Raw genomic sequence first — 17,018 nt, 5'->3', positions numbered from 1 at the left:
TTGTGTTGTCCAGGATTCGCCGTCGGACTGCCCGTTCGGGCGCCTCGTGTCGTCAGATGGCGTCGAGGTCGACGCCCAGGTAGTCGGCCAGCGTCCGCAGGTCGGCCTCGTCGTAGCCGAAGACCCCGACATCGTTGTCGGCGGTGGTGTTGTCGAACTTCAGCGAGCGGTACTGGTCGCCGCCCATCGGCGCGCCGGGGAGCGCCCCCAGCGTCTTCAGGCCGATGCCCGCGAGCCCCATCGGCACGTTCACCACGCTGACAGGCTTGTTGTCGGCGGCGTGGGCCAGTTCGGCGACCTCGGCGAGCGTCAGTACCTCCGGACCGCCGATGGCGTAGGTCCGCCCGACGTGCGGGTTCGGCTCGTCGCCCGCGTCCGCCCCGTCGTCGACCCGCCGGATGGCCGGGGTCGGCCCGTCGTCGTCCTCGTCCTCCGCCTCGGGGACCTCGCCCTCGAGGGCCATCGCCAGCATCCGGACGAGGTCGCCGATCCAGATCGGCTGGAAGCGGGTCTTCCCGCCGCCCGGGAGCGGCGTGAAGTACGGGGGCGCGAGCAGCTTCGTGAAGCCGACGAACTCGTCGCCGTCACCGAAGACGACCGAGGGCCGGAAGATGGTCCAGTCGACGTCGGCGTCCGTCACGGCCTCCTCGGCCTGCCCCTTCGCGCGGATGTAGTGGGTCGGGCCGTCCGGGTCCGCGCCGAGCGCGCTCATCTGGACGAACCGGTCCACGCCGTGGGCCTCGGCTGCCTGCAGGCAGTTCCGTGTGCCGCCGAGATGGACCGTCATGTGCTGCTCGTCGCCGCCCTTCGGCTTGAACAGGGGCGACAGCGCGACCAGGTTCACGACGGCGTCCTGCCCCTCGAACGCGGGTTCGATGGAGTCGTACGCGGTCACGTCGCCGACGACCGTCTCGACCTCGGGGTGGAGGTCGACCTCGCCGGGGGTGCGGGCCAGCGCCGTCACGTCGTGGCCGCGCTCGGCGAGCTCACGGGTGAGGTTCCGACCGACGAATCCGGTGCCGCCGGTGACAAGCACGTTCATGCCCGACTGGACGGCCGCGGGCGACGTAAAGGCACGCGAAGCGGCACCCGGCCCCCGGACGGACCACCGGTGGCGGATTCGGGGCTCAGTCGTCCACGGCCGAGGGCGAGTCGTTCGGGCTGGCCGGCCCCGTACTGGGGCGGCGGGTCTGTCGGACGGCCGCGCGCTGACAGACCACGCCGAGCGCGACGCAGGTGGTCAGCGCGGCCGCACCGACGCCCACACCCAGCAGCAGCAGCGTCCGCACGACCCCGAACGGGACCACGACCGCCAGCGCCGACAGGATCCCCAGCGCGACGCCCGCGGGGAGGGTGGCCGTCGCGACCGCGACCGGCGCCACGCCGCCCGGGAGTGTCCGGTAACAGCGCGCTATCGCCCGTATCTGCACTGCGTAGCCGGCGAGGAAGGCCACCACGCAGATCCCGCCGGCGACCAGCGCGACACGGCCCGTGAGTACCTCGCCGGTGAACAGGAGGACCGCCAGCGCGTCGGCGGCGACCGCCGCGCCGAGGACGCCCCCGCGGAGGACCGACCGGATGCGGTAGAGGTCGGCGGCGTCGAGTGGGTCTCCCCCCCTCGCGAGCACCTCCGACACCTGGGACCCCTGCACGGCCCGGAGCCACCCGAGGCCGTCACGGTCCGAAGACGCTGCCATCTACCGTTCCGTCGGGCACGACAGCACAAGGGGATTGTGGCACCTATGTCCGGGCGATTATCCGTGGACGGAGCGGTGGCTTTTCGCCCACCCCCGACCACCGGTCGGCCATGCTCATCACGCTGGAGGGGATCGACGGGGCCGGGAAGTCGACGGTCCACGAGGCGCTCCGGGACCACGACGCACTGGCCGACGCCGTCTTCACCCACGAGCCGACGGACTCGTGGTACGGCGAGGCCGTCCGCCGCTCGCTCGGCGACGACGAGGCCGACCCGCTCGCCGAGCTGTTCCTCTACACCGCCGACCACGCCGACCACCTCGCGAACGTCGTCCGGCCGGCGCTCGCCGAGGGACGGGTCGTCGTCTCGGACCGCTACGTCGACTCGCGCTACGCCTACCAGGGCGCCGCCCTGGAGGCAGCGACCGACCTGAAGCGGCCGATGGAGTACGTCCGCGGCATCCACGAGGCGTTCACCCGACCGCCGGACGCCACCCTCTACCTCGACATCGACCCGCGCAGCGGCGCCGAGCGCGCGGGCGCGTCGGACAAGTTCGAGACCGCCGGCCACCTCGCTGCCGTCCAGGCGAACTACGAGCAGCTCGTCGAGGCCGAACCCGGTCGGTTCGTCCGCATCGACGCCACCCGGCCGCCGGAGGACGTCATCGCGGCCGCCGAGGACGCCATCGACCGGATTCTCGCCGACCGGGAGGGCTGACCACGCGACAGTCGGACCGACAACCCGAAACGGCCCCGCTGCCCACGCACCCGTATGGCCCGGAGCATCCTCGGCACCGTCGGTCTCGCGCTGACGCTGGCGTTCGCCATCCCCGTGGCCTACCTCGGCGTCGAGTTCCTCCTCGACGGGAAGACGAACCAGGCGCTCCTCTTCCTCGGCATCGCCGTGCTGATGGTCGTCATCGAGGAGTACCTCACCACGCCGATGGACGTGCCCGGGATGGTCGCCGGGAAGGTCCTCGGCCGGGCCGTGAAGGACCCGGACGAGGGTGTGGCCGACGACGAACCCGACGAGCCCGCCGCGAACGATGTCGACCGACCGGATACGGGGGACGACGCCCCCGACGAGGCGGCCGACGACGAGCCGCTCATCCCGGATGCCGAGGAGCGGTAGTGGATTTATCCGTCTGATTCTGGAAAAGGATCTTAATCTGGACGGTAACGACTGAGATATCGTGTGGGTGTTCGGGTTTTGGATTTTATTTCCGAGTCGCGAGGTCACGGGACGAGCCCGCACGGCTCCGGAAGACCCATCCCGTCGGCCCGAGCCGGTCCGGGTGATGGTCGACAAGGAGGCGGTCCGTCGCTCGTACGACGAACTGGGGGCGTCCTACGGTGCCCAGCGCGACTCGGGGGGAGTGCGGGCCCTCGATGCGCTCCTCGATTCGGCCGACCCGGACCGCGTCCTCGATGCCGGCTGCGGGCCGGGAACACCGGTCCTCGGGCGGCTCGACGAGGCGACGGCCGCCGTCGGGCTGGACGTCTCCCGGGCGCAGCTGGAGATCGCTGCCGGCGACGTTCCCGGGGCGGCGCTCGCGCAGGGGGACATGACGCGACTCCCGTTCGCCGCCGACAGCTTCGACGCCGTCGTGGCCTACTGGTCGCTCATCCACGTCCCGCTGGTCGAACACCCGGCGGTGCTGGCGGAGTTCGCCCGCGTGCTCCGACCGGGCGGCCGGGCCCTCGTCTGCGAGGGCCGGGAGGCGTGGACCGGCGAGAACCCGGACTGGCTGGACAGCGGCGTCGGGATGGCCTGGGAGATGGCCGGCGCCGAGGCGACCCGCGAGGACCTCCGGACGGTCGGCTTCAGCGTCGAACGGGAGTGGGGCGCGGCGGACAGTCTGGACGAGGACGACGAGGCGGAGCCGTGGGTGTTCATCGAGGCACGGCTGGAGCGGTAGCGGACCGGATACGGGGTCAGAACAGGTCCGTCAGCCGGTCCCAGAGCGAGCGCGACTCCAGGGACTCGACGCGCTCCTCCAGCGAGCCCACGCGGTCGCGCTGGGCGCGCAGTTCGCGGTCGAGGAACTCTGCCCACTCCTCCGCGTTCTCGAGCTCCGCCCGTGCCTCCTCGAGGTCGGCCTCGCGCTCGGCGAGCGCCTGCTCGCGCTGGTCCAGTCGGTGGCGGAGGCGGGCGATCTCCTCGTTGCGCTCGGCGAGGACGGCCTCCTTGCGCGCGAGCTCCGATTCCAGTTCCGCGACCCGGGCGCGCAACGCCGTGCGCTCGTCGGTTGGCTGTTCCTCCAGTCCCGTGGTCCGGACGAACTGCGTCTCGGACTCGGGCTCGGTGTCGGTCGAGGCCATGCGGGGTCGCGGGCAGCCCTGTTACAAGTACCCACGGGGAGCGTCAGACGCCCGTCGTCGCTCCGCACGCCACCGTTTCGGGTGGAGCGCCCCCTTCCCGCGACGGACTGCCGCCCGTGACTCAGAACAGTCGCTTCAGCCGAGCGAGGGGACCGCCCGCCTCGCCCGCCCCGCCGGCCGCGACCGACTCGCCGGCGAGGTGCGCGAGGATGTCGTCCGTGTCGTTCGGGACGGGTTCGGGGTCGGCGCCCGCCTTCGCCGCGGCGTCGGGGTCCTTCAGGAGGTGGCCCGTCGTCAGGCAGACCACGTCCTCGCCGGCGTCGACCTCGCCCTCCCGCCGGAGCTTCCGCAGGCCCGCGACGCTCGCCGCCGATGCGGGCTCGACGCCGACCCCCTCGCGCGCGAGGTCGCGCTGGGCCGTCGTGATCTCGTCGTCGCTCACGGCGACCGCGGTGCCGCCCGTCTCGCGGATGCCCGGTAGCGCCTTCGGCGCGTTGACCGGGTTCCCGATGCGGATGGCCGTCGCGATGGTCTCGACGTCCTCCCAGCGCCGGGTGTCCTCGAGCCCCTCCTCGATGGCCTCGACCATCGGCGCGGCGCCCTCGGCCTGCACCCCGGTCAGTTTCGGCACGTCGCCGGGCGCGAGGGCGCCGCTCCGCACCAGCTCGCGGAAGCACTTGTACAGCGCCGCGGTGTTGCCGGCGTTCCCGACCGGCAGACAGACCCGGTCGGGGAAGCGGCCGTGGTCGTCGCGGAACTCCTCGAGAATCTCGAGGCCGATGGTCTTCTGGCCCTCGAGTCTGAAGGGGTTCAGCGAGTTCAGGAGGTAGGCCTCGCCGCGGTCGGCGAGGTCCTGGACGCGGTCGAGACACGCGTCGAAGTTCCCCTCGACCTCCAGGATGCGCGCATCGTGGAGCGCGGCCTGTGCGATCTTCCCGGCGGCGACCTTCCCGGCCGGCAGCAGGACGAGCGTCTCCAGGCCCGCGCGCCCGCCGTACGCGGCGAGCGCGGCCGAGGTGTTGCCGGTCGACGCGCACGCGAGGCGGTCGACGCCGAGTCGCTCCGCGACCTTCACGCCGACGGTCATCCCGCGGTCCTTGAAGCTCCCCGTCGGGTTCATCCCCTCGTGCTTGATGCGGAGGTTCCGCACGCCGAGGTCGTCCTCCAGGCGCGGGACGCGGTGGAGTGGCGTGCCCCCCTCCGGCAGCGTTACCCCCTCCGAGAAGGGGAGCGCGGCGCTGTAGCGCCACACCGACTTCGGGCCCTCGAACGCGTCGAAGCCGGGATACGAGTCGTAGCGGGCCTCCAGCAGCGCCCCACAGTCCGGGCAGGTGTAGATGATGTCCTCGAACGGCGCGTGGGTCTCGCCGCAGTCGATGCAGGTCAGCCAGACGCCGTCCGCGGCGATGTCGGGGACCTCCGGTTCGGCCGGGAGCGACAGGTCGGTCATGGCAGAGGGTGTGCGGCACGCGTGGAAAAACCGATTGGTACCGGCGGCGAGCGGGCCCCCCAGGCGGGCGTTCGTGGGCACGCCACCCGGGCTCCCGTGTGAACCCCCGCTGTACTGACCGTTCATTTAAATCGCCGGTGGGTCCCGGCACTAACTACACGGTCGATCACCATCGGCCCCCGTATGTAACATGGCACCAATCCGTGTACGGACGGCCGCGACGGTAACGTTGACAGCTCTCCTGGCACTCGGGCTCCTCGCGAGTCCCGTGGCTGCTCAGGACGGCGGCGGCGACATCGTCGTCGACGCCGGTACCGACGGTGTCGAGGTCAGCGTCGAGGGCGGCAGTGGTGCCGGTCCCGGGAGCGCGCTCGGTGACGCCACGGTCTCGGCCAGCCCGGACGGGGGTAGCGGGGACGGTACCGTCGCCGTCAGCGGTGGCGGCGAGACGGTCGAGGTCGGCGGTGGCGGCGGTGTCGATGCCGCCGACCAGACCGTGACGGTCGAGGGCTCCGCCGAGGCCGCGGGCCAGGGCGGTGCCGTCGAGTGCGAGATCAGCCCCGATACGCGCGAGAACCCCTGCGAGACGCCCGGGGACGGCGCTCCGCCGATCGAGCCGCCCGAGGCCCCCGGTCTTCCCGGTGACGACCTGCCGCCCGAGACCCCTGGCCTCCCGGGTGACGACCTGCCGCCCGGAGCTCCCGGTCTCCCCGGTGACGACCTGCCTGAACTCCCTGGCGTTCCGAGTCTGCCCGGCCCCAGCCTCCCGGCCTGAACCGGGCGACTCCGGGCTGATTCCGATTCTCCGTGTGGTCGGCCCTCCAGCGGCCGCCCCCGGCTCGCTACTCCTCGTCGAGCGCGAGCGACGCGAGCAGCGCCTCGAGCTGGATCTGCTCGTTGGCACCCGCGGTGATGCGGTAGTCGGCCTCGCCGACCCGGTCCATCAGCCGGACCGCGGCCTCGTCGTCGATGTCGAACTCCCACACCGAGCGGTGGAGCTGGTCGATGATGTCCCCGCCCGCGATGCCCGACTCCGTGAGGAGATCGTCCAGCTGGGAGCGCGCGGCGGTGAAGTCCCCGTCGAGCGCGCGCTGGACCATCCCGTTGATCTCCTCGGGGCGTGCGGTGGAGGTGATGGCGTACACCGCCTCCTCGTCGACGGCCTCGCCCATCACGGCCGCCGCCTGGAGGCCGTTGATGGCCTTGCGCATGTCCCCGCCCGCGGCGTAGACGAGCGCGTCTAGGCCGTCCTCGGTCAGCTCGATGTCCTCGTTCGCGGCGATCTGGCGTATCTGGGCCTCCACGGCGTCGTCACCCAGCGGCGAGAACCGGAAGACGGCACACCGCGACTGGATGGGGTCGATGATCTGCGAGGAGTAGTTACACGAGAGGATGAACCGCGTGTTGTTGGAGAACTGCTCCATCGTCCGGCGCAGGGCGCCCTGGGCGTCGCTGGTGAGCGCGTCGGCCTCGTCGAGGAAGATGACGCGGTAGTCGTAGCCGCCGAACGACGCGCGCGCGAAGCTCTTGATGCGGTCCCGGACCACGTCGATGCCGCGCTCGTCGCTGGCGTTCAACTCGAGGAAGTTCTCGCGCCAGTCCTCGCCGTAGATTTCTCTCGCAATACTGACAGATGCGGTGGTCTTCCCCACGCCCGCCGGCCCCGCAAAAAGAAGGTGCGGCAAATCTTGCCGGTTTATGTACGACTTCAGCCGCTCGACGATGGTGTCCTGGCCGACGATGTCGTCCAGCGACTGGGGGCGGTACTTCTCGATCCAGACCTCCCGCCCGCGCTCGGACGCGGCGGGCGCGTCGGCCGCGGGCTCCCCGGGTTCGCTCATACCCGTCCGTCGCCGGCCCCGGAGTTAAATCGTCCGAGCGAGCGCCGTCCTGGGGCCCGGCACCCTCGTCGTGGCGTCGACGTCCCCCTCTCATCCGCCGAGAATCTGTAGACCGGTTATCTGTCCGGGCGGCGTATCCTCGGCGCTATGAGACAGCACTCGGTGTTCGGTCGGGGCGTCGCCCTCCTGGTGGCGCTCCTCGTGGTACTGGCAGTTGTCCCGGGGTCCGCGGCCGCCGAGAGCCGCGCCGGCGGGACGGTCGTCGTTGCGGAGGGCGAGACCGTCGCCGGGCTCGAGGCGTTCGGCGGGTCGGTCGTCGTGCGGGGGACGGTCGACGGGAACCTCCAGGCGTTCGCCGGCGACGTGACGGTCACCGAGAGCGGTCGGGTGACCGGCAACGTGGGGGCGGCCGCCGGGAGCGTCCGCATCGCCGGCACCGTCGTCGGCGATGTCGAGGCTGCGGCGGGGAGCATCGAGGTCACGCCGAGCGGCGAGGTCGGTGGCGACCTGCAGGCGGCCGGTGGGTCCGTCGTCCTCGCGGGCACGGTCCGCGGTGACGCGACGCTGGCCGGCGAGTCCGTCGTCCTGGCCGGGTCCGCGGTCGTCGACGGCGGTGTCGAGTACGACGCCGAGTCGTTCCGCAACGACGGGGCGGCCGTCGGCGGCTCGGTCGTCCGGAACGACAACCTCGGCGGCGTCAGCATCGGGTCGCCGGCCGACGCGCTCCTGCCCGGCTGGGTCGCGAGCGTCTACGGCGTCCTCGTCAACCTCGTGCTGGGTGCGGCCCTGCTGCTCGTCTTCCCGGCTGTCTCCCGCCGGATCGCCGACCGGGCCGTCGAGTCGCCGCTGGCGGCGGGTGGTGTCGGCCTGCTGATGGTCCTCGTCGCCCCCATCGCGCTCGTGCTGGTCGCGCTCACCATCATCGGCATCCCCCTGAGCCTGCTCGGGCTGTTCCTGTTCCTGTTCACGCTCTGGGTGGGGCTGGTGTACGGCGGCTACACCGTCGGCGAGTGGCTGACCGACGCCGCCGACGTGGACAACCGCTGGCTGGCCCTGGCCGTCGGTGTCGTGCTGGTCGCGCTCGCGGGCCGGCTCCCGATCGTCGGCGGGCTGGTGACCGCCATCGTGACGCTGCTCGGCCTCGGCGCGCTCGCGCTGGTGGTCCGGGACGCCCGGCGCGACGACGAGGACACCGCGCCCCCGACGGCGACCGAGGCCGAGGAGGGCCCGACGGCCGCCTGAACGAGTTCCAGCGGTCCACCTGCCGCGAGTGCGTGGTGGGGCCCTCGCCACCGGACCTGCGCGTCCCGGGGACTGGCGGGCGACGCGCTCGCGCCACGGAACACGTTTAACTCCGAGAATAGCGAGTTAAATATCGAAGGTTCGGGGTTGGATTCAAAAAGCGGAACCTCTCTGCCTGTTAGGGGTGTTGGTCGTTTATCCGCTCATACGACCTTCTCGTCGCCGTCCCACTCGGCGGAGTTGTCCTGTGGCTCGTAGCCAAGCACCTCCTTCGCGCGTTCCAGCGAGTAGTACTTCCGGTCGTTGTCCGAGATGCCGTAGACGATCTCGTAGTCGTAGTCGGCTTCGAGGGCGCACTCGTGGATGTGGGCGCAGTCCCGGTAGGAGAGCCACATCGCCTGCCCCCGCTCGTAGTCGATGGGCGGGTGGCCCTTGGTGAGGTTGCCGATGCGGATGCAGCAGACGGAGATGTCGTGTTCGTCGTGGTAGTACCGGCCGAGCGTCTCGCCCGCGGCCTTCGAGACGCCGTAGAAGTTCCCCGGGCGCGGGAGCTCCGAGCCGTCGAGCAGGAAGTCGTCCTCGGTCCGGTAGAGGTCGGGTTTGCGCTCGGTCTCGAAGTGCCCGACGGCGTGGTTCGAGGAGGCGTAGACGAACGTCTCGGCACCCGCCTCCAGCGCCGCGTCGAACATCACCTTCGTCCCGTGGATGTTGTTCTCCAGGACCGAGTCCCAGGGGGCGTCGGGGCGGGGGTCACCGGCGAGGTGGATGACGGCGTCGACGTCCTCGCAGGCCTCCTGCGCGTCCTCCGGCTCGGTGATCTCCCCGATGGTGTAGGGGTGGTCCGGCTCCTCGGCCGGCGGGTTGTGGTACAGCAGGCGCCAGTCGTACTCGTCGCCGATCCCGTCGAGTATCGCGCCACCGACGTACCCCCCGGCGCCGGTCAGCAGCACGGTGTCGTCCATTCGGTCGAGTCGAAGCGTGGCCGGAGTAAGTAACGTGTGGTTGGCGGCGGCCCGTCACTGTCGCGTGCCGGTGGCGTGGTCACAGGTCCGCGCCGACGGCGTCGGACACCGAATCGAAACCGTCGCGTTCCAGCAGGTCGAGGAGGCCGCGGTTGATGTCGCGGGCCAGCGTCGGGCCCTCGTAGACGAGGCCGGTGTACAGTTGCACCACGCGTGCGCCCGCGCGAATCTTCGCGTAGGCGCCCTCTGCCGACGCGACACCACCCACGCCGACGACCGGTACGTCCGTGCGCCGAGCGACGAACCGGACCGTCTCCGTGGCGTGGCGTTCCAGGGGGGCACCCGAGAGGCCGCCGTCCTCGGATGCGTGCGGGGAGTGCAACGAGGCCGGGCGGCGGGTCGTCGTGTTCGTCGCGACGACCCCGTCGAGGTCGAGGTCGTTCACGACGCCGATGGCGTCCTCGATGGCGCCCTCGCCCAGGTCCGGGGAGAGCTTCACGAGCAGCGGGTCGGCGCCCGCGTCCCGGAGCGTCCCCAGGATGCTCGCGAGGCGGTCACGGTCCTGGAGCTCGCGGAGCCCGGGCGTGTTGGGGCTGGAGACGTTGACGACGAAGAAGTCCGCGTCCGAGACCCGCTCGTAGGTGTAGCGGTAGTCGTCCTCGGCGTCGTCCAGGGGTGCCGATTTGGACTTGCCGATGTTGACCCCGAGGGGGATGTCGAGTGCGGCCGCGTGCTCTGAGACGCGCGGGCCGACGGCGTCGGCGCCGTCGTTGTTGAATCCCATCCGGTTGATGATGGCGCGGTCCTCGGGGAGGCGGAACATCCGGGGACGGGGGTTGCCGTCCTGTTGCTCGGCGGTGACGCCACCGACCTCGACGTGACCGAAGCCCAGCGCGGCCAGCGCGGGCGCGACGCGGGCGTTCTTGTCGAAGCCGGCGGCGACGCCGACCGGCGAGGGGAACGACTGCCCGAACGCGTCGACGGCGAGGCGGTCGTCCGTGACGGTGAGACGCTCCCGGAGCAGCGACTCGACGGGCGTGGCCTGGCTCGCAGCGAGGGCCTGGAGGGTGAGTTCGTGGGCCGTCTCGGGTGCCAGCGAGAAGAGGAGCGGCTTCGCGATGTCGTAGAGCGAGGGTCCCATCGGTCGACCCGCGGTGTGCGGCGAGAATAAGCGCGGCGGTCCACCGCGGTCCGGGGACGCCTCAGAACTCGTGTTCGACCTCGTCGGGGTCGGCCTTCTGGATGATGATCTTCCCGTCGCGCACGCGGACGAACACCTCGTCGCCGATATCCATGCCGGCCACGGCGAGCTCGTCCTCGTGCAGATTGACGTGGACGTTGTGGTACTCCCCGTTCTCGTCCTTCGCGCCACTCGGAGAGAGCTTCTTCTTGCGAACCATCGAGTGCGTGGTGCCAAGTTCACCACACGGCATACATAAGTGTACCGTGCCCCGTCCCCGGAGCGCCGGGTGCGGGTTCTCCGGTACCCGGTCCGGGGTTCGGCCCGGCGGCCTGTTTATAGTTTCGCGTACGGGCACGCGTGAGGGCCGGGTCGTGGCAGGTCATCGGGGTGGTGCTGACGGGAGTACCGGACGATGGTGGTGGATCTCGGGGAGAACCGCCCGCCGAGTCGGGGTTTCGGGGGGTATATTTATATTTGGTGATGTTGACATCCCGCACGGAGGTACACAACATGGTCGACGACGACAAGCGGAACTTCGCACTCCGGGACGATATCGGCAACGAGACGAGCGTGTTCTCCGGGCGGACCCCCCGGCAGGCCGCGCTGAAGGCGGCTCGACGGCTCGAGCCAGCCAAGAGCGAACAGCAGGCCGAGCACGTGGAACTCCGGCTCCGCGAGAAGGGCACGAAGAAGGTCCACATCTACGACGGCTGGGCGTGGACGGAGACGGCCCCCGACGACAAACCCGGCTGGATGCCGTCGGAGATCACGGAGGCGAACGTCTCGAAGAAGGGCATCGAACACCTCGACTCCATCTGACCTCGCCGCTCTCCTCTCCGACTCCCGAAGGGCTAACCCGCTAGCGGCCGCACCATCGGGTGCGCGGCCCTCATCCGGCGGGACGGCGTGCCAGCGTGGGATGACCGCCCGGCCTCCAGCCGCGCGATATCTCTCAAATGTCGGATGATGGATAGCTATGTGTGCTGCATGTCCTCGCGGTGCGCGCCAGCGTGTCATGGCGGCACGTCCCGTGTAACGCCGGCACACGGCGGGTTCACTCCGACGGGGTTAAGTGTAACACCGGTCTCGAATGGAATGCGAAGCGCCGCGGGGCACTCCCCCCGGACTCAGTCCGGGGCTGTCCCCGTGGTCGGCCGGAACGTTCCGACGCCCTTATGGGGCACAGGGCGTTTCGGTTGAAGTACGCACCTGCCGCCCGAATCGACACAGGGCGGCAGGACGCCATCGACGCCCTTATATGATAACGGGCGTTCGGTGGTGATGTGAACGGGGCGCCCTCACGGGCGTCCCGGGCCCGAACGAGGTTCGGTGGGTTTATGACCCATCCCGGACAACGTTCAGGTCCGAAGAAGATGAGGATTCCACCCCTGCGGTCCGCCGTCAAGATGGAATCTGATGTTAGCCTTGACAGTTCGGTGACACTCGGTCGATCGTCACCGAACGTCCGATAGCATCCCGCCTAACCCGCCTCGCATCCGCGAGGCACATTCCGGTTGATCCTGCCGGAGGCCATTGCTATCGGTGTCCGATTTAGCCATGCGAGTCGCGCGGGTTCAGACCCGCGGCGAACTGCTCAGTAACACGTGGCCAAGCTACCCTCTGGAGACGGATAACCTCGGGAAACTGAGGCTAACCCGTCATACCGCTTCCGAGCTGGAGTGCTGGAAGCGGGAAACGCTCCGGCGCCGGAGGATGCGGCTGCGGCCGATTAGGTAGACGGTGGGGTAACGGCCCACCGTGCCGATAATCGGTACGGGTTGTGAGAGCAAGAGCCCGGAGACGGACTCTGAGACAAGAGTCCGGGCCCTACGGGGCGCAGCAGGCGCGAAACCTTTACACTGCACGACAGTGCGATAGGGGGACACCGAGTGCGAGGGCATAGAGCCCTCGCTTTTCTGTACCGTAAGGTGGTACAGGAACAAGGGCTGGGCAAGACCGGTGCCAGCCGCCGCGGTAACACCGGCAGCCCGAGTGATGGCCGATATTATTGGGCCTAAAGCGTCCGTAGCTGGCCGGGGAGGTCCGTCGGGAAATCCACTCGCTCAACGAGTGGGCGTCCGGCGGAAACCCTCCGGCTTGGGACCGGAAGACCGAAGGGGTACGTCCGGGGTAGGAGTGAAATCCCGTAATCCTGGACGGACCACCGGTGGCGAAAGCGCCTTCGGAGGACGGATCCGACAGTGAGGGACGAAAGCTAGGGTCTCGAACCGGATTAGATACCCGGGTAGTCCTAGCCGTAAACGATGCTCGCTAGGTGTGGCACAGGCTACGAGCCTGTGCTGTGCCGTAGGGAAGCCGTGAAGCGAGCCGCCTGGGAAGTACGTCCGCAAGGATGAAACTTAAAGGAATTGGCGGGGGAGCACTACAACCGGAGGAGCCTGCGGTTTAATTGGACTCAACGCCGGACATCTCACCAGCCCCGACAACAGTCATGACGGTCAGGTTGATGACCTTACCCGACGCTGTTGAGAGGAGGTGCATGGCCGCCGTCAGCTCGTACCGTGAGGCGTCCTGTTAAGTCAGGCAACGAGCGAGACCCGCACCTCTAGTTGCCAGCAGTACCGCGAGGTAGCTGGGTACACTAGGGGGACTGCCGCTGCCAAAGCGGAGGAAGGAACGGGCAACGGTAGGTCAGTATGCCCCGAATGGGCTGGGCAACACGCGGGCTACAATGGTCGGGACAATGGGACGCGACACCGAGAGGTGGAGCTAATCTCCTAAACCCGATCGTAGTTCGGATTGAGGGCTGAAACTCGCCCTCATGAAGCTGGATTCGGTAGTAATCGCGTGTCAGCAGCGCGCGGTGAATACGTCCCTGCTCCTTGCACACACCGCCCGTCAAAGCACCCGAGTGGGGTCCGGATGAGGCCTGGGTTGCCAGGTCGAATCTGGGCTCCGCAAGGGGGCTTAAGTCGTAACAAGGTAGCCGTAGGGGAATCTGCGGCTGGATCACCTCCTAATGACCGGGACCCACCCATTGTGGTGGGCCCACCTTTCGCTTCGGACGTTCGACGAGGGTCGACCGAGCACCTAAGAACTGTCAAGGCTAACGAAGGGCCCATAGCTCAGCGGTAGAGTGCCTCCTTTGCAAGGAGGATGCCCTGGGTTCGAATCCCAGTGGGTCCATGTTTGCGGGGAAGCAAAGCGATGCCCTCAAGTGGCATCCTGCGCTTTCCCGTAACAGACCGATGCACCACTCCGTGCAAGCGTGAGTGGGAAGGGTTGATGCAGGTTGCCCACCCGCAACGCTGCAGATGAGATCGCGTGTACGTGTGATTTCCAGGCGCACACTGGACCCGTTCACAGGGTCCGAGTTATAGTCATCGTGGCTACTGTGCTGCCTGGTGGATGGCTCGGCTCAGACGCCGACGAAGGACGTGCCAAGCTGCGATAAGCCCTGGGGAGCCGCACGGAGGCGAAGAACCAGGGATGTCCGAATGGGAATCCCCACCGCAATTGCTTCGCGCAATGGGGAACGCACCGAATTGAAACATCTCAGTAGGTGCAGGAAGAGAAATCAACCGAGATGTCGTTAGTAACCGCGAGTAAACGCGACACAGTCCAAACCGAAGGCTTCGGCCAATGTGGTGTTCGGACTGACCCTCATCCAGCGACCCTCGACGAGAAGTCTCCTGGAACGGAGCGTGAAACAGGGTGACAACCCCGTATCGTCGTGCAGTAGCTGGTGCGTCAGCTCCAGAGTAGCGGGGATTGGAAATTCCTCGTGAAGCTGGCAGACATCGTCTGCTAAGACTAAATACGTTCTGAGACCGATAGCGAACAAGTAGCGTGAGCGAACGCTGAAAAGCACCCCGAGAAGGGAGGTGCAATAGGGCCTGAAATCAGGTAGCGATTGAGCGATGGGGCACGAAAGGCCCGACGGGAAACGACCTACCCGCGAGGGTACAGTAGGAACCTTCGGGAGCCGCTGTCTCATCGTGCGTTTTGAAAAACGAACCAGGGAGTGTGCTTGTTTGGCGAGTCTAACCGGAGCATCCGGGAAGGCGTAGGGAAACCGACATGGCCGCAGCATTGCGAGGGCCGCCGTATTCAAGTGCGGGGAGTCAAACGGGCACGACCCGAAACCGGGTGATCTACGCGTGGGCAGGGCGAAGCGTGGCGAAAGCTACGTGGAGGCCCGTTAGAGTTGGTGTCCTACAATACCCTCTCGTGACCTACGTGTAGGGGTGAAAGGCCCATCGAACCCGGAAACAGCTGGTTCCGACCGAAAAATGTCGAAGCATTACCTCTTCCGAGGTAGTCCGTGGGGTAGAGCGACCGATTGGGGGCACCGACTCCGAGAGGAGTCGGACCTCCTGTCGAACTCCGAACTCACGGACGCCGTGGACGAAGGGAGTCCGCTGCGCGGGGTAAGCTTGCGTAGCGTGAGGGAGACAACCCAGAGCTGGGTTAAGGTCCCCAAGTATGGACTAAGTGCGATCGAAGGTGGTCCCGAGCCCTAGACAGCCGGGAGGTGAGCTTAGAAGCAGCTACCCTCTAAGAAAAGCGTAACAGCTTACCGGCCGAGGTTCGGGGCGCCCAAAATGATCGGGGCTCAAGTCCATCACCGAGACCTAGCCGCACGAGTCATATCGTGCTCGCGTAGGTCGGCACTCCGGTTGGGTGGAAGCACGGGCGAGAGCTCGCGTGGACCGACCGGTGAGGAAAATCCTGGTCATAGTAGCAGCGATAGTCGGGTTAGAATCCCGACGGCCGAACGAGTAAGGGTTCCTCGGCAATGTTCGTCAACCGAGGGTTAGCCGGTCCTAAGTCACGTCGTAATTCGAGCGTGACAAATTGGGAAGCTGGTTAATATTCCAGCGCTTCTGTACATCGAAAGCCGACGCCTTGGGGTCGACCGGGCCACGCCTTCGCGTGGTCGAACCGTCAAAATCCGTGGAAGCCGTAATGGCACGAAGCGGACGAACGGCGGGATAGCGCAAGCCGGTTCAACCTAGGGCCCGTGAAAAGGCGAGTACAGAATCCGTACCGAGATCCGACACAGGTACTCGTGCCAGCGAAAGGCAAGGCCTGTCGGGAATAACCGACGTTAGGGAATTCGGCAATCTGGTCCCGTAAGTTCGCGATAAGGGATGCCTGCTCAGGAGATGAGCAGGTCGCAGTGACTCGGACGCTCCGACTGTCTAGTAACAACATAGGTGACCGCAAATCCGCAAGGACTCGTACGGTCACTGAATCCTGCCCAGTGCGGGTATCTGAACACCCAGTACAATGGGACGAAGGACCCGTCAACGGCGGGGGTAACTATGACCCTCTTAAGGTAGCGTAGTACCTTGCCGCTTCAGTAGCGGCTTGCATGAATGGATCAACGAGAGCGTCGCTGTCCCAACGTTGGGCCCGGTGAACTGTACGTTCCAGTGCGGAGTCTGGAGACCCCCAGGGGGAAGCGAAGACCCTATGGAGCTTTACTGCAGGCTGTCACTGAGACATGGTCGCTGATGTGCAGGATAGGTAGGAGTCGTTACAGAGGTACCCGCGCTAGCGGGCCACCCAGACAACACTGAAATACTACCCGTCAGTGACTGTGACTCTCACTCCGGGAGGAGGACACTGATAGCCGGGCAGTTTGACTGGGGCGGTACGCGCTCGAAATGATATCGAGCGCGCCCTAAGTCCACCTCATTCGGGTCGGGAACCCGAAGAAGAGTGCAAGAGCAAAAGGTGGATTGACAGTGTCGTTCCTAACGAGCGACGCTGACACGAAAGTGTGGTCTAGCGAACCAATGAGCCTGCCCGATGCGGGCCATTGACGACAGAAAAGCTACCCTAGGGATAACAGAGTCGTCACCGGCAAGAGCACATATCGACCCGGTGGCTTGCTACCTCGATGTCGGTTCCCTCCATCCTGCCCGTGCAGAAGCGGGCAAGGGTGAGGTTGTTCGCCTATTAAAGGAGGTCGTGAGCTGGGTTTAGACCGTCGTGAGACAGGTCGGCTGCTATCTACTGGGGGTGTACGGTGCCTGACGGGAACGATCGTATAGTACGAGAGGAACTACGATCGGTGGCCACTGGTGTACCGGTTGTCCGAGAGGGCATGTGCCGGGCAGCTACGCCACACGGGGTAAGAGCTGAACGCATCTAAGCTCGAAACCCACCTGGAAAAGAGGCACCGCCGAGGGCGCTCGTAGAAGACGAGTTCGATAGACTCGGGGTGTACGCACCGAGGTAACGAGGTGTTCAGCCCGCGAGAACTAACTGCCCAAAGCCACCAATCATACCTTCGGACTCCGTGAACGGGTCCAGGCGCTAACTGGAAATCACACGCATACGCGATCTCGCCA

The 17,018-nt window shown here is 67.3% G+C and carries 14 protein-coding genes, 1 tRNA gene and 2 rRNA genes; 9 read left to right on the top strand and 8 right to left on the bottom strand.

Annotation, left to right across the window (positions count from 1 at the left end):
* Nucleotides 1-52: 52 nt before the first annotated feature.
* The gene (locus tag P2T62_RS19775) at nt 53-1,042 is read right to left on the bottom strand and encodes a complex I NDUFA9 subunit family protein (RefSeq protein WP_276258734.1); all 990 of its coding nucleotides are present in this window, start codon (nt 1,040-1,042) and stop codon (nt 53-55) included.
* Nucleotides 1,043-1,127: 85 nt separating this feature from the next.
* Entirely contained in the window at nt 1,128-1,697 is a 570-nt protein-coding gene (locus tag P2T62_RS19770; protein WP_276258733.1) for a hypothetical protein, read from the bottom strand.
* 110 nt (nt 1,698-1,807) lie between these two features.
* On the opposite strand from P2T62_RS19770, the gene tmk reads away from it, so the two are divergent.
* The 3 genes from tmk (at nt 1,808) to P2T62_RS19755 (ending at nt 3,614) form a co-directional block, all read left to right on the top strand.
* Nucleotides 1,808-2,413: a dTMP kinase gene (gene tmk, locus P2T62_RS19765; RefSeq protein WP_276258732.1), complete on the top strand. Its 606-nt coding sequence runs from the start codon at nt 1,808-1,810 to the stop codon at nt 2,411-2,413.
* 54 nt (nt 2,414-2,467) lie between these two features.
* Entirely contained in the window at nt 2,468-2,827 is a 360-nt protein-coding gene (locus P2T62_RS19760) for a DUF7533 family protein (RefSeq protein WP_276258731.1), read from the top strand.
* A gap of 166 nt (nt 2,828-2,993) precedes the next feature.
* A complete protein-coding gene (locus P2T62_RS19755) occupies nt 2,994-3,614 on the top strand; it encodes a class I SAM-dependent methyltransferase (RefSeq protein ID WP_276258730.1) in 621 nt (206 codons plus the stop codon).
* A gap of 16 nt (nt 3,615-3,630) precedes the next feature.
* On the opposite strand, the gene P2T62_RS19750 is transcribed toward P2T62_RS19755, so the two are convergent.
* Nucleotides 3,631-4,017 (bottom strand): hypothetical protein, encoded by a 387-nt coding sequence (locus tag P2T62_RS19750; RefSeq protein WP_276258729.1) that lies wholly within the window; start codon nt 4,015-4,017, stop codon nt 3,631-3,633.
* 121 nt (nt 4,018-4,138) lie between these two features.
* Nucleotides 4,139-5,467 (bottom strand): threonine synthase, encoded by a 1,329-nt coding sequence (gene thrC / locus P2T62_RS19745; RefSeq protein WP_276258728.1) that lies wholly within the window; start codon nt 5,465-5,467, stop codon nt 4,139-4,141.
* Nucleotides 5,468-5,696: 229 nt separating this feature from the next.
* On the opposite strand from thrC, the gene P2T62_RS19740 reads away from it, so the two are divergent.
* The gene (locus P2T62_RS19740; RefSeq protein ID WP_276258727.1) at nt 5,697-6,242 is read left to right on the top strand and encodes a hypothetical protein; all 546 of its coding nucleotides are present in this window, start codon (nt 5,697-5,699) and stop codon (nt 6,240-6,242) included.
* A 67-nt stretch (nt 6,243-6,309) separates the two neighbouring features.
* Here the strand turns inward: P2T62_RS19740 and P2T62_RS19735 are convergent, their stop codons facing one another.
* Nucleotides 6,310-7,308, bottom strand: a complete 999-nt coding sequence (locus P2T62_RS19735) for a replication factor C small subunit (protein ID WP_276258726.1) — start codon at nt 7,306-7,308, stop codon at nt 6,310-6,312.
* A gap of 147 nt (nt 7,309-7,455) precedes the next feature.
* Between P2T62_RS19735 and P2T62_RS19730 the strand changes: the two genes are divergently transcribed.
* Nucleotides 7,456-8,550 (top strand): bactofilin family protein, encoded by a 1,095-nt coding sequence (locus P2T62_RS19730; protein WP_276258725.1) that lies wholly within the window; start codon nt 7,456-7,458, stop codon nt 8,548-8,550.
* A 203-nt stretch (nt 8,551-8,753) separates the two neighbouring features.
* On the opposite strand, the gene azf is transcribed toward P2T62_RS19730, so the two are convergent.
* The 3 genes from azf to P2T62_RS19715 all read right to left on the bottom strand — a co-directional run bounded on the left by azf (nt 8,754) and on the right by P2T62_RS19715 (nt 10,912).
* On the bottom strand, nt 8,754-9,512 hold the full coding sequence (gene azf, locus P2T62_RS19725; protein ID WP_276258724.1) for an NAD-dependent glucose-6-phosphate dehydrogenase Azf: 759 nt from the start codon (nt 9,510-9,512) through the stop codon (nt 8,754-8,756).
* A 79-nt stretch (nt 9,513-9,591) separates the two neighbouring features.
* The gene (locus tag P2T62_RS19720) at nt 9,592-10,653 is read right to left on the bottom strand and encodes a quinone-dependent dihydroorotate dehydrogenase (protein WP_276258723.1); all 1,062 of its coding nucleotides are present in this window, start codon (nt 10,651-10,653) and stop codon (nt 9,592-9,594) included.
* A 61-nt stretch (nt 10,654-10,714) separates the two neighbouring features.
* A complete protein-coding gene (locus P2T62_RS19715; protein ID WP_276258722.1) occupies nt 10,715-10,912 on the bottom strand; it encodes a hypothetical protein in 198 nt (65 codons plus the stop codon).
* Between the two features lie 293 nt (nt 10,913-11,205).
* Between P2T62_RS19715 and P2T62_RS19710 the strand changes: the two genes are divergently transcribed.
* The 4 genes from P2T62_RS19710 to P2T62_RS19695 all read left to right on the top strand — a co-directional run bounded on the left by P2T62_RS19710 (nt 11,206) and on the right by P2T62_RS19695 (nt 16,951).
* Nucleotides 11,206-11,514 carry a non-histone chromosomal MC1 family protein gene (locus tag P2T62_RS19710; RefSeq protein WP_276258721.1) on the top strand — a complete coding sequence of 103 codons (309 nt, stop codon included), beginning with the start codon at nt 11,206-11,208 and terminating at the stop codon, nt 11,512-11,514.
* A 688-nt stretch (nt 11,515-12,202) separates the two neighbouring features.
* A 16S ribosomal RNA gene (locus P2T62_RS19705) occupies nt 12,203-13,674 on the top strand.
* Between the two features lie 96 nt (nt 13,675-13,770).
* Nucleotides 13,771-13,842 (top strand) — tRNA-Ala (locus P2T62_RS19700).
* A 194-nt stretch (nt 13,843-14,036) separates the two neighbouring features.
* Nucleotides 14,037-16,951: ribosomal RNA gene (locus P2T62_RS19695) — 23S ribosomal RNA — on the top strand.
* Together the 16S and 23S rRNA genes with 1 tRNA gene alongside form the textbook arrangement of a ribosomal RNA operon.
* Nucleotides 16,952-17,018 lie beyond the last annotated feature (67 nt).

This window comes from Haloglomus litoreum (assembly GCF_029338515.1).
GTDB lineage: Archaea > Halobacteriota > Halobacteria > Halobacteriales > Haloarculaceae > Haloglomus > Haloglomus litoreum.
This window is presented reverse-complemented; position numbering and strand designations above follow the sequence as displayed.

Excerpts from the sequence above, each read along its gene's own strand:
- P2T62_RS19775 (WP_276258734.1), bottom strand. The coding sequence starts at position 1,042 with ATGAACGTGCTTGTCACCGGCGGCACCGGATTCGTCGGTCGGAACCTC.
- P2T62_RS19770 (WP_276258733.1), bottom strand. The coding sequence starts at position 1,697 with ATGGCAGCGTCTTCGGACCGTGACGGCCTCGGGTGGCTCCGGGCCGTG.
- tmk (WP_276258732.1), top strand. The coding sequence starts at position 1,808 with ATGCTCATCACGCTGGAGGGGATCGACGGGGCCGGGAAGTCGACGGTC.
- P2T62_RS19760 (WP_276258731.1), top strand. The coding sequence starts at position 2,468 with ATGGCCCGGAGCATCCTCGGCACCGTCGGTCTCGCGCTGACGCTGGCG.
- P2T62_RS19755 (WP_276258730.1), top strand. The coding sequence starts at position 2,994 with ATGGTCGACAAGGAGGCGGTCCGTCGCTCGTACGACGAACTGGGGGCG.
- P2T62_RS19750 (WP_276258729.1), bottom strand. The coding sequence starts at position 4,017 with ATGGCCTCGACCGACACCGAGCCCGAGTCCGAGACGCAGTTCGTCCGG.
- thrC (WP_276258728.1), bottom strand. The coding sequence starts at position 5,467 with ATGACCGACCTGTCGCTCCCGGCCGAACCGGAGGTCCCCGACATCGCC.
- P2T62_RS19735 (WP_276258726.1), bottom strand. The coding sequence starts at position 7,308 with ATGAGCGAACCCGGGGAGCCCGCGGCCGACGCGCCCGCCGCGTCCGAG.
- P2T62_RS19730 (WP_276258725.1), top strand. The coding sequence starts at position 7,456 with ATGAGACAGCACTCGGTGTTCGGTCGGGGCGTCGCCCTCCTGGTGGCG.
- azf (WP_276258724.1), bottom strand. The coding sequence starts at position 9,512 with ATGGACGACACCGTGCTGCTGACCGGCGCCGGGGGGTACGTCGGTGGC.
- P2T62_RS19720 (WP_276258723.1), bottom strand. The coding sequence starts at position 10,653 with ATGGGACCCTCGCTCTACGACATCGCGAAGCCGCTCCTCTTCTCGCTG.
- P2T62_RS19715 (WP_276258722.1), bottom strand. The coding sequence starts at position 10,912 with ATGGTTCGCAAGAAGAAGCTCTCTCCGAGTGGCGCGAAGGACGAGAAC.
- P2T62_RS19710 (WP_276258721.1), top strand. The coding sequence starts at position 11,206 with ATGGTCGACGACGACAAGCGGAACTTCGCACTCCGGGACGATATCGGC.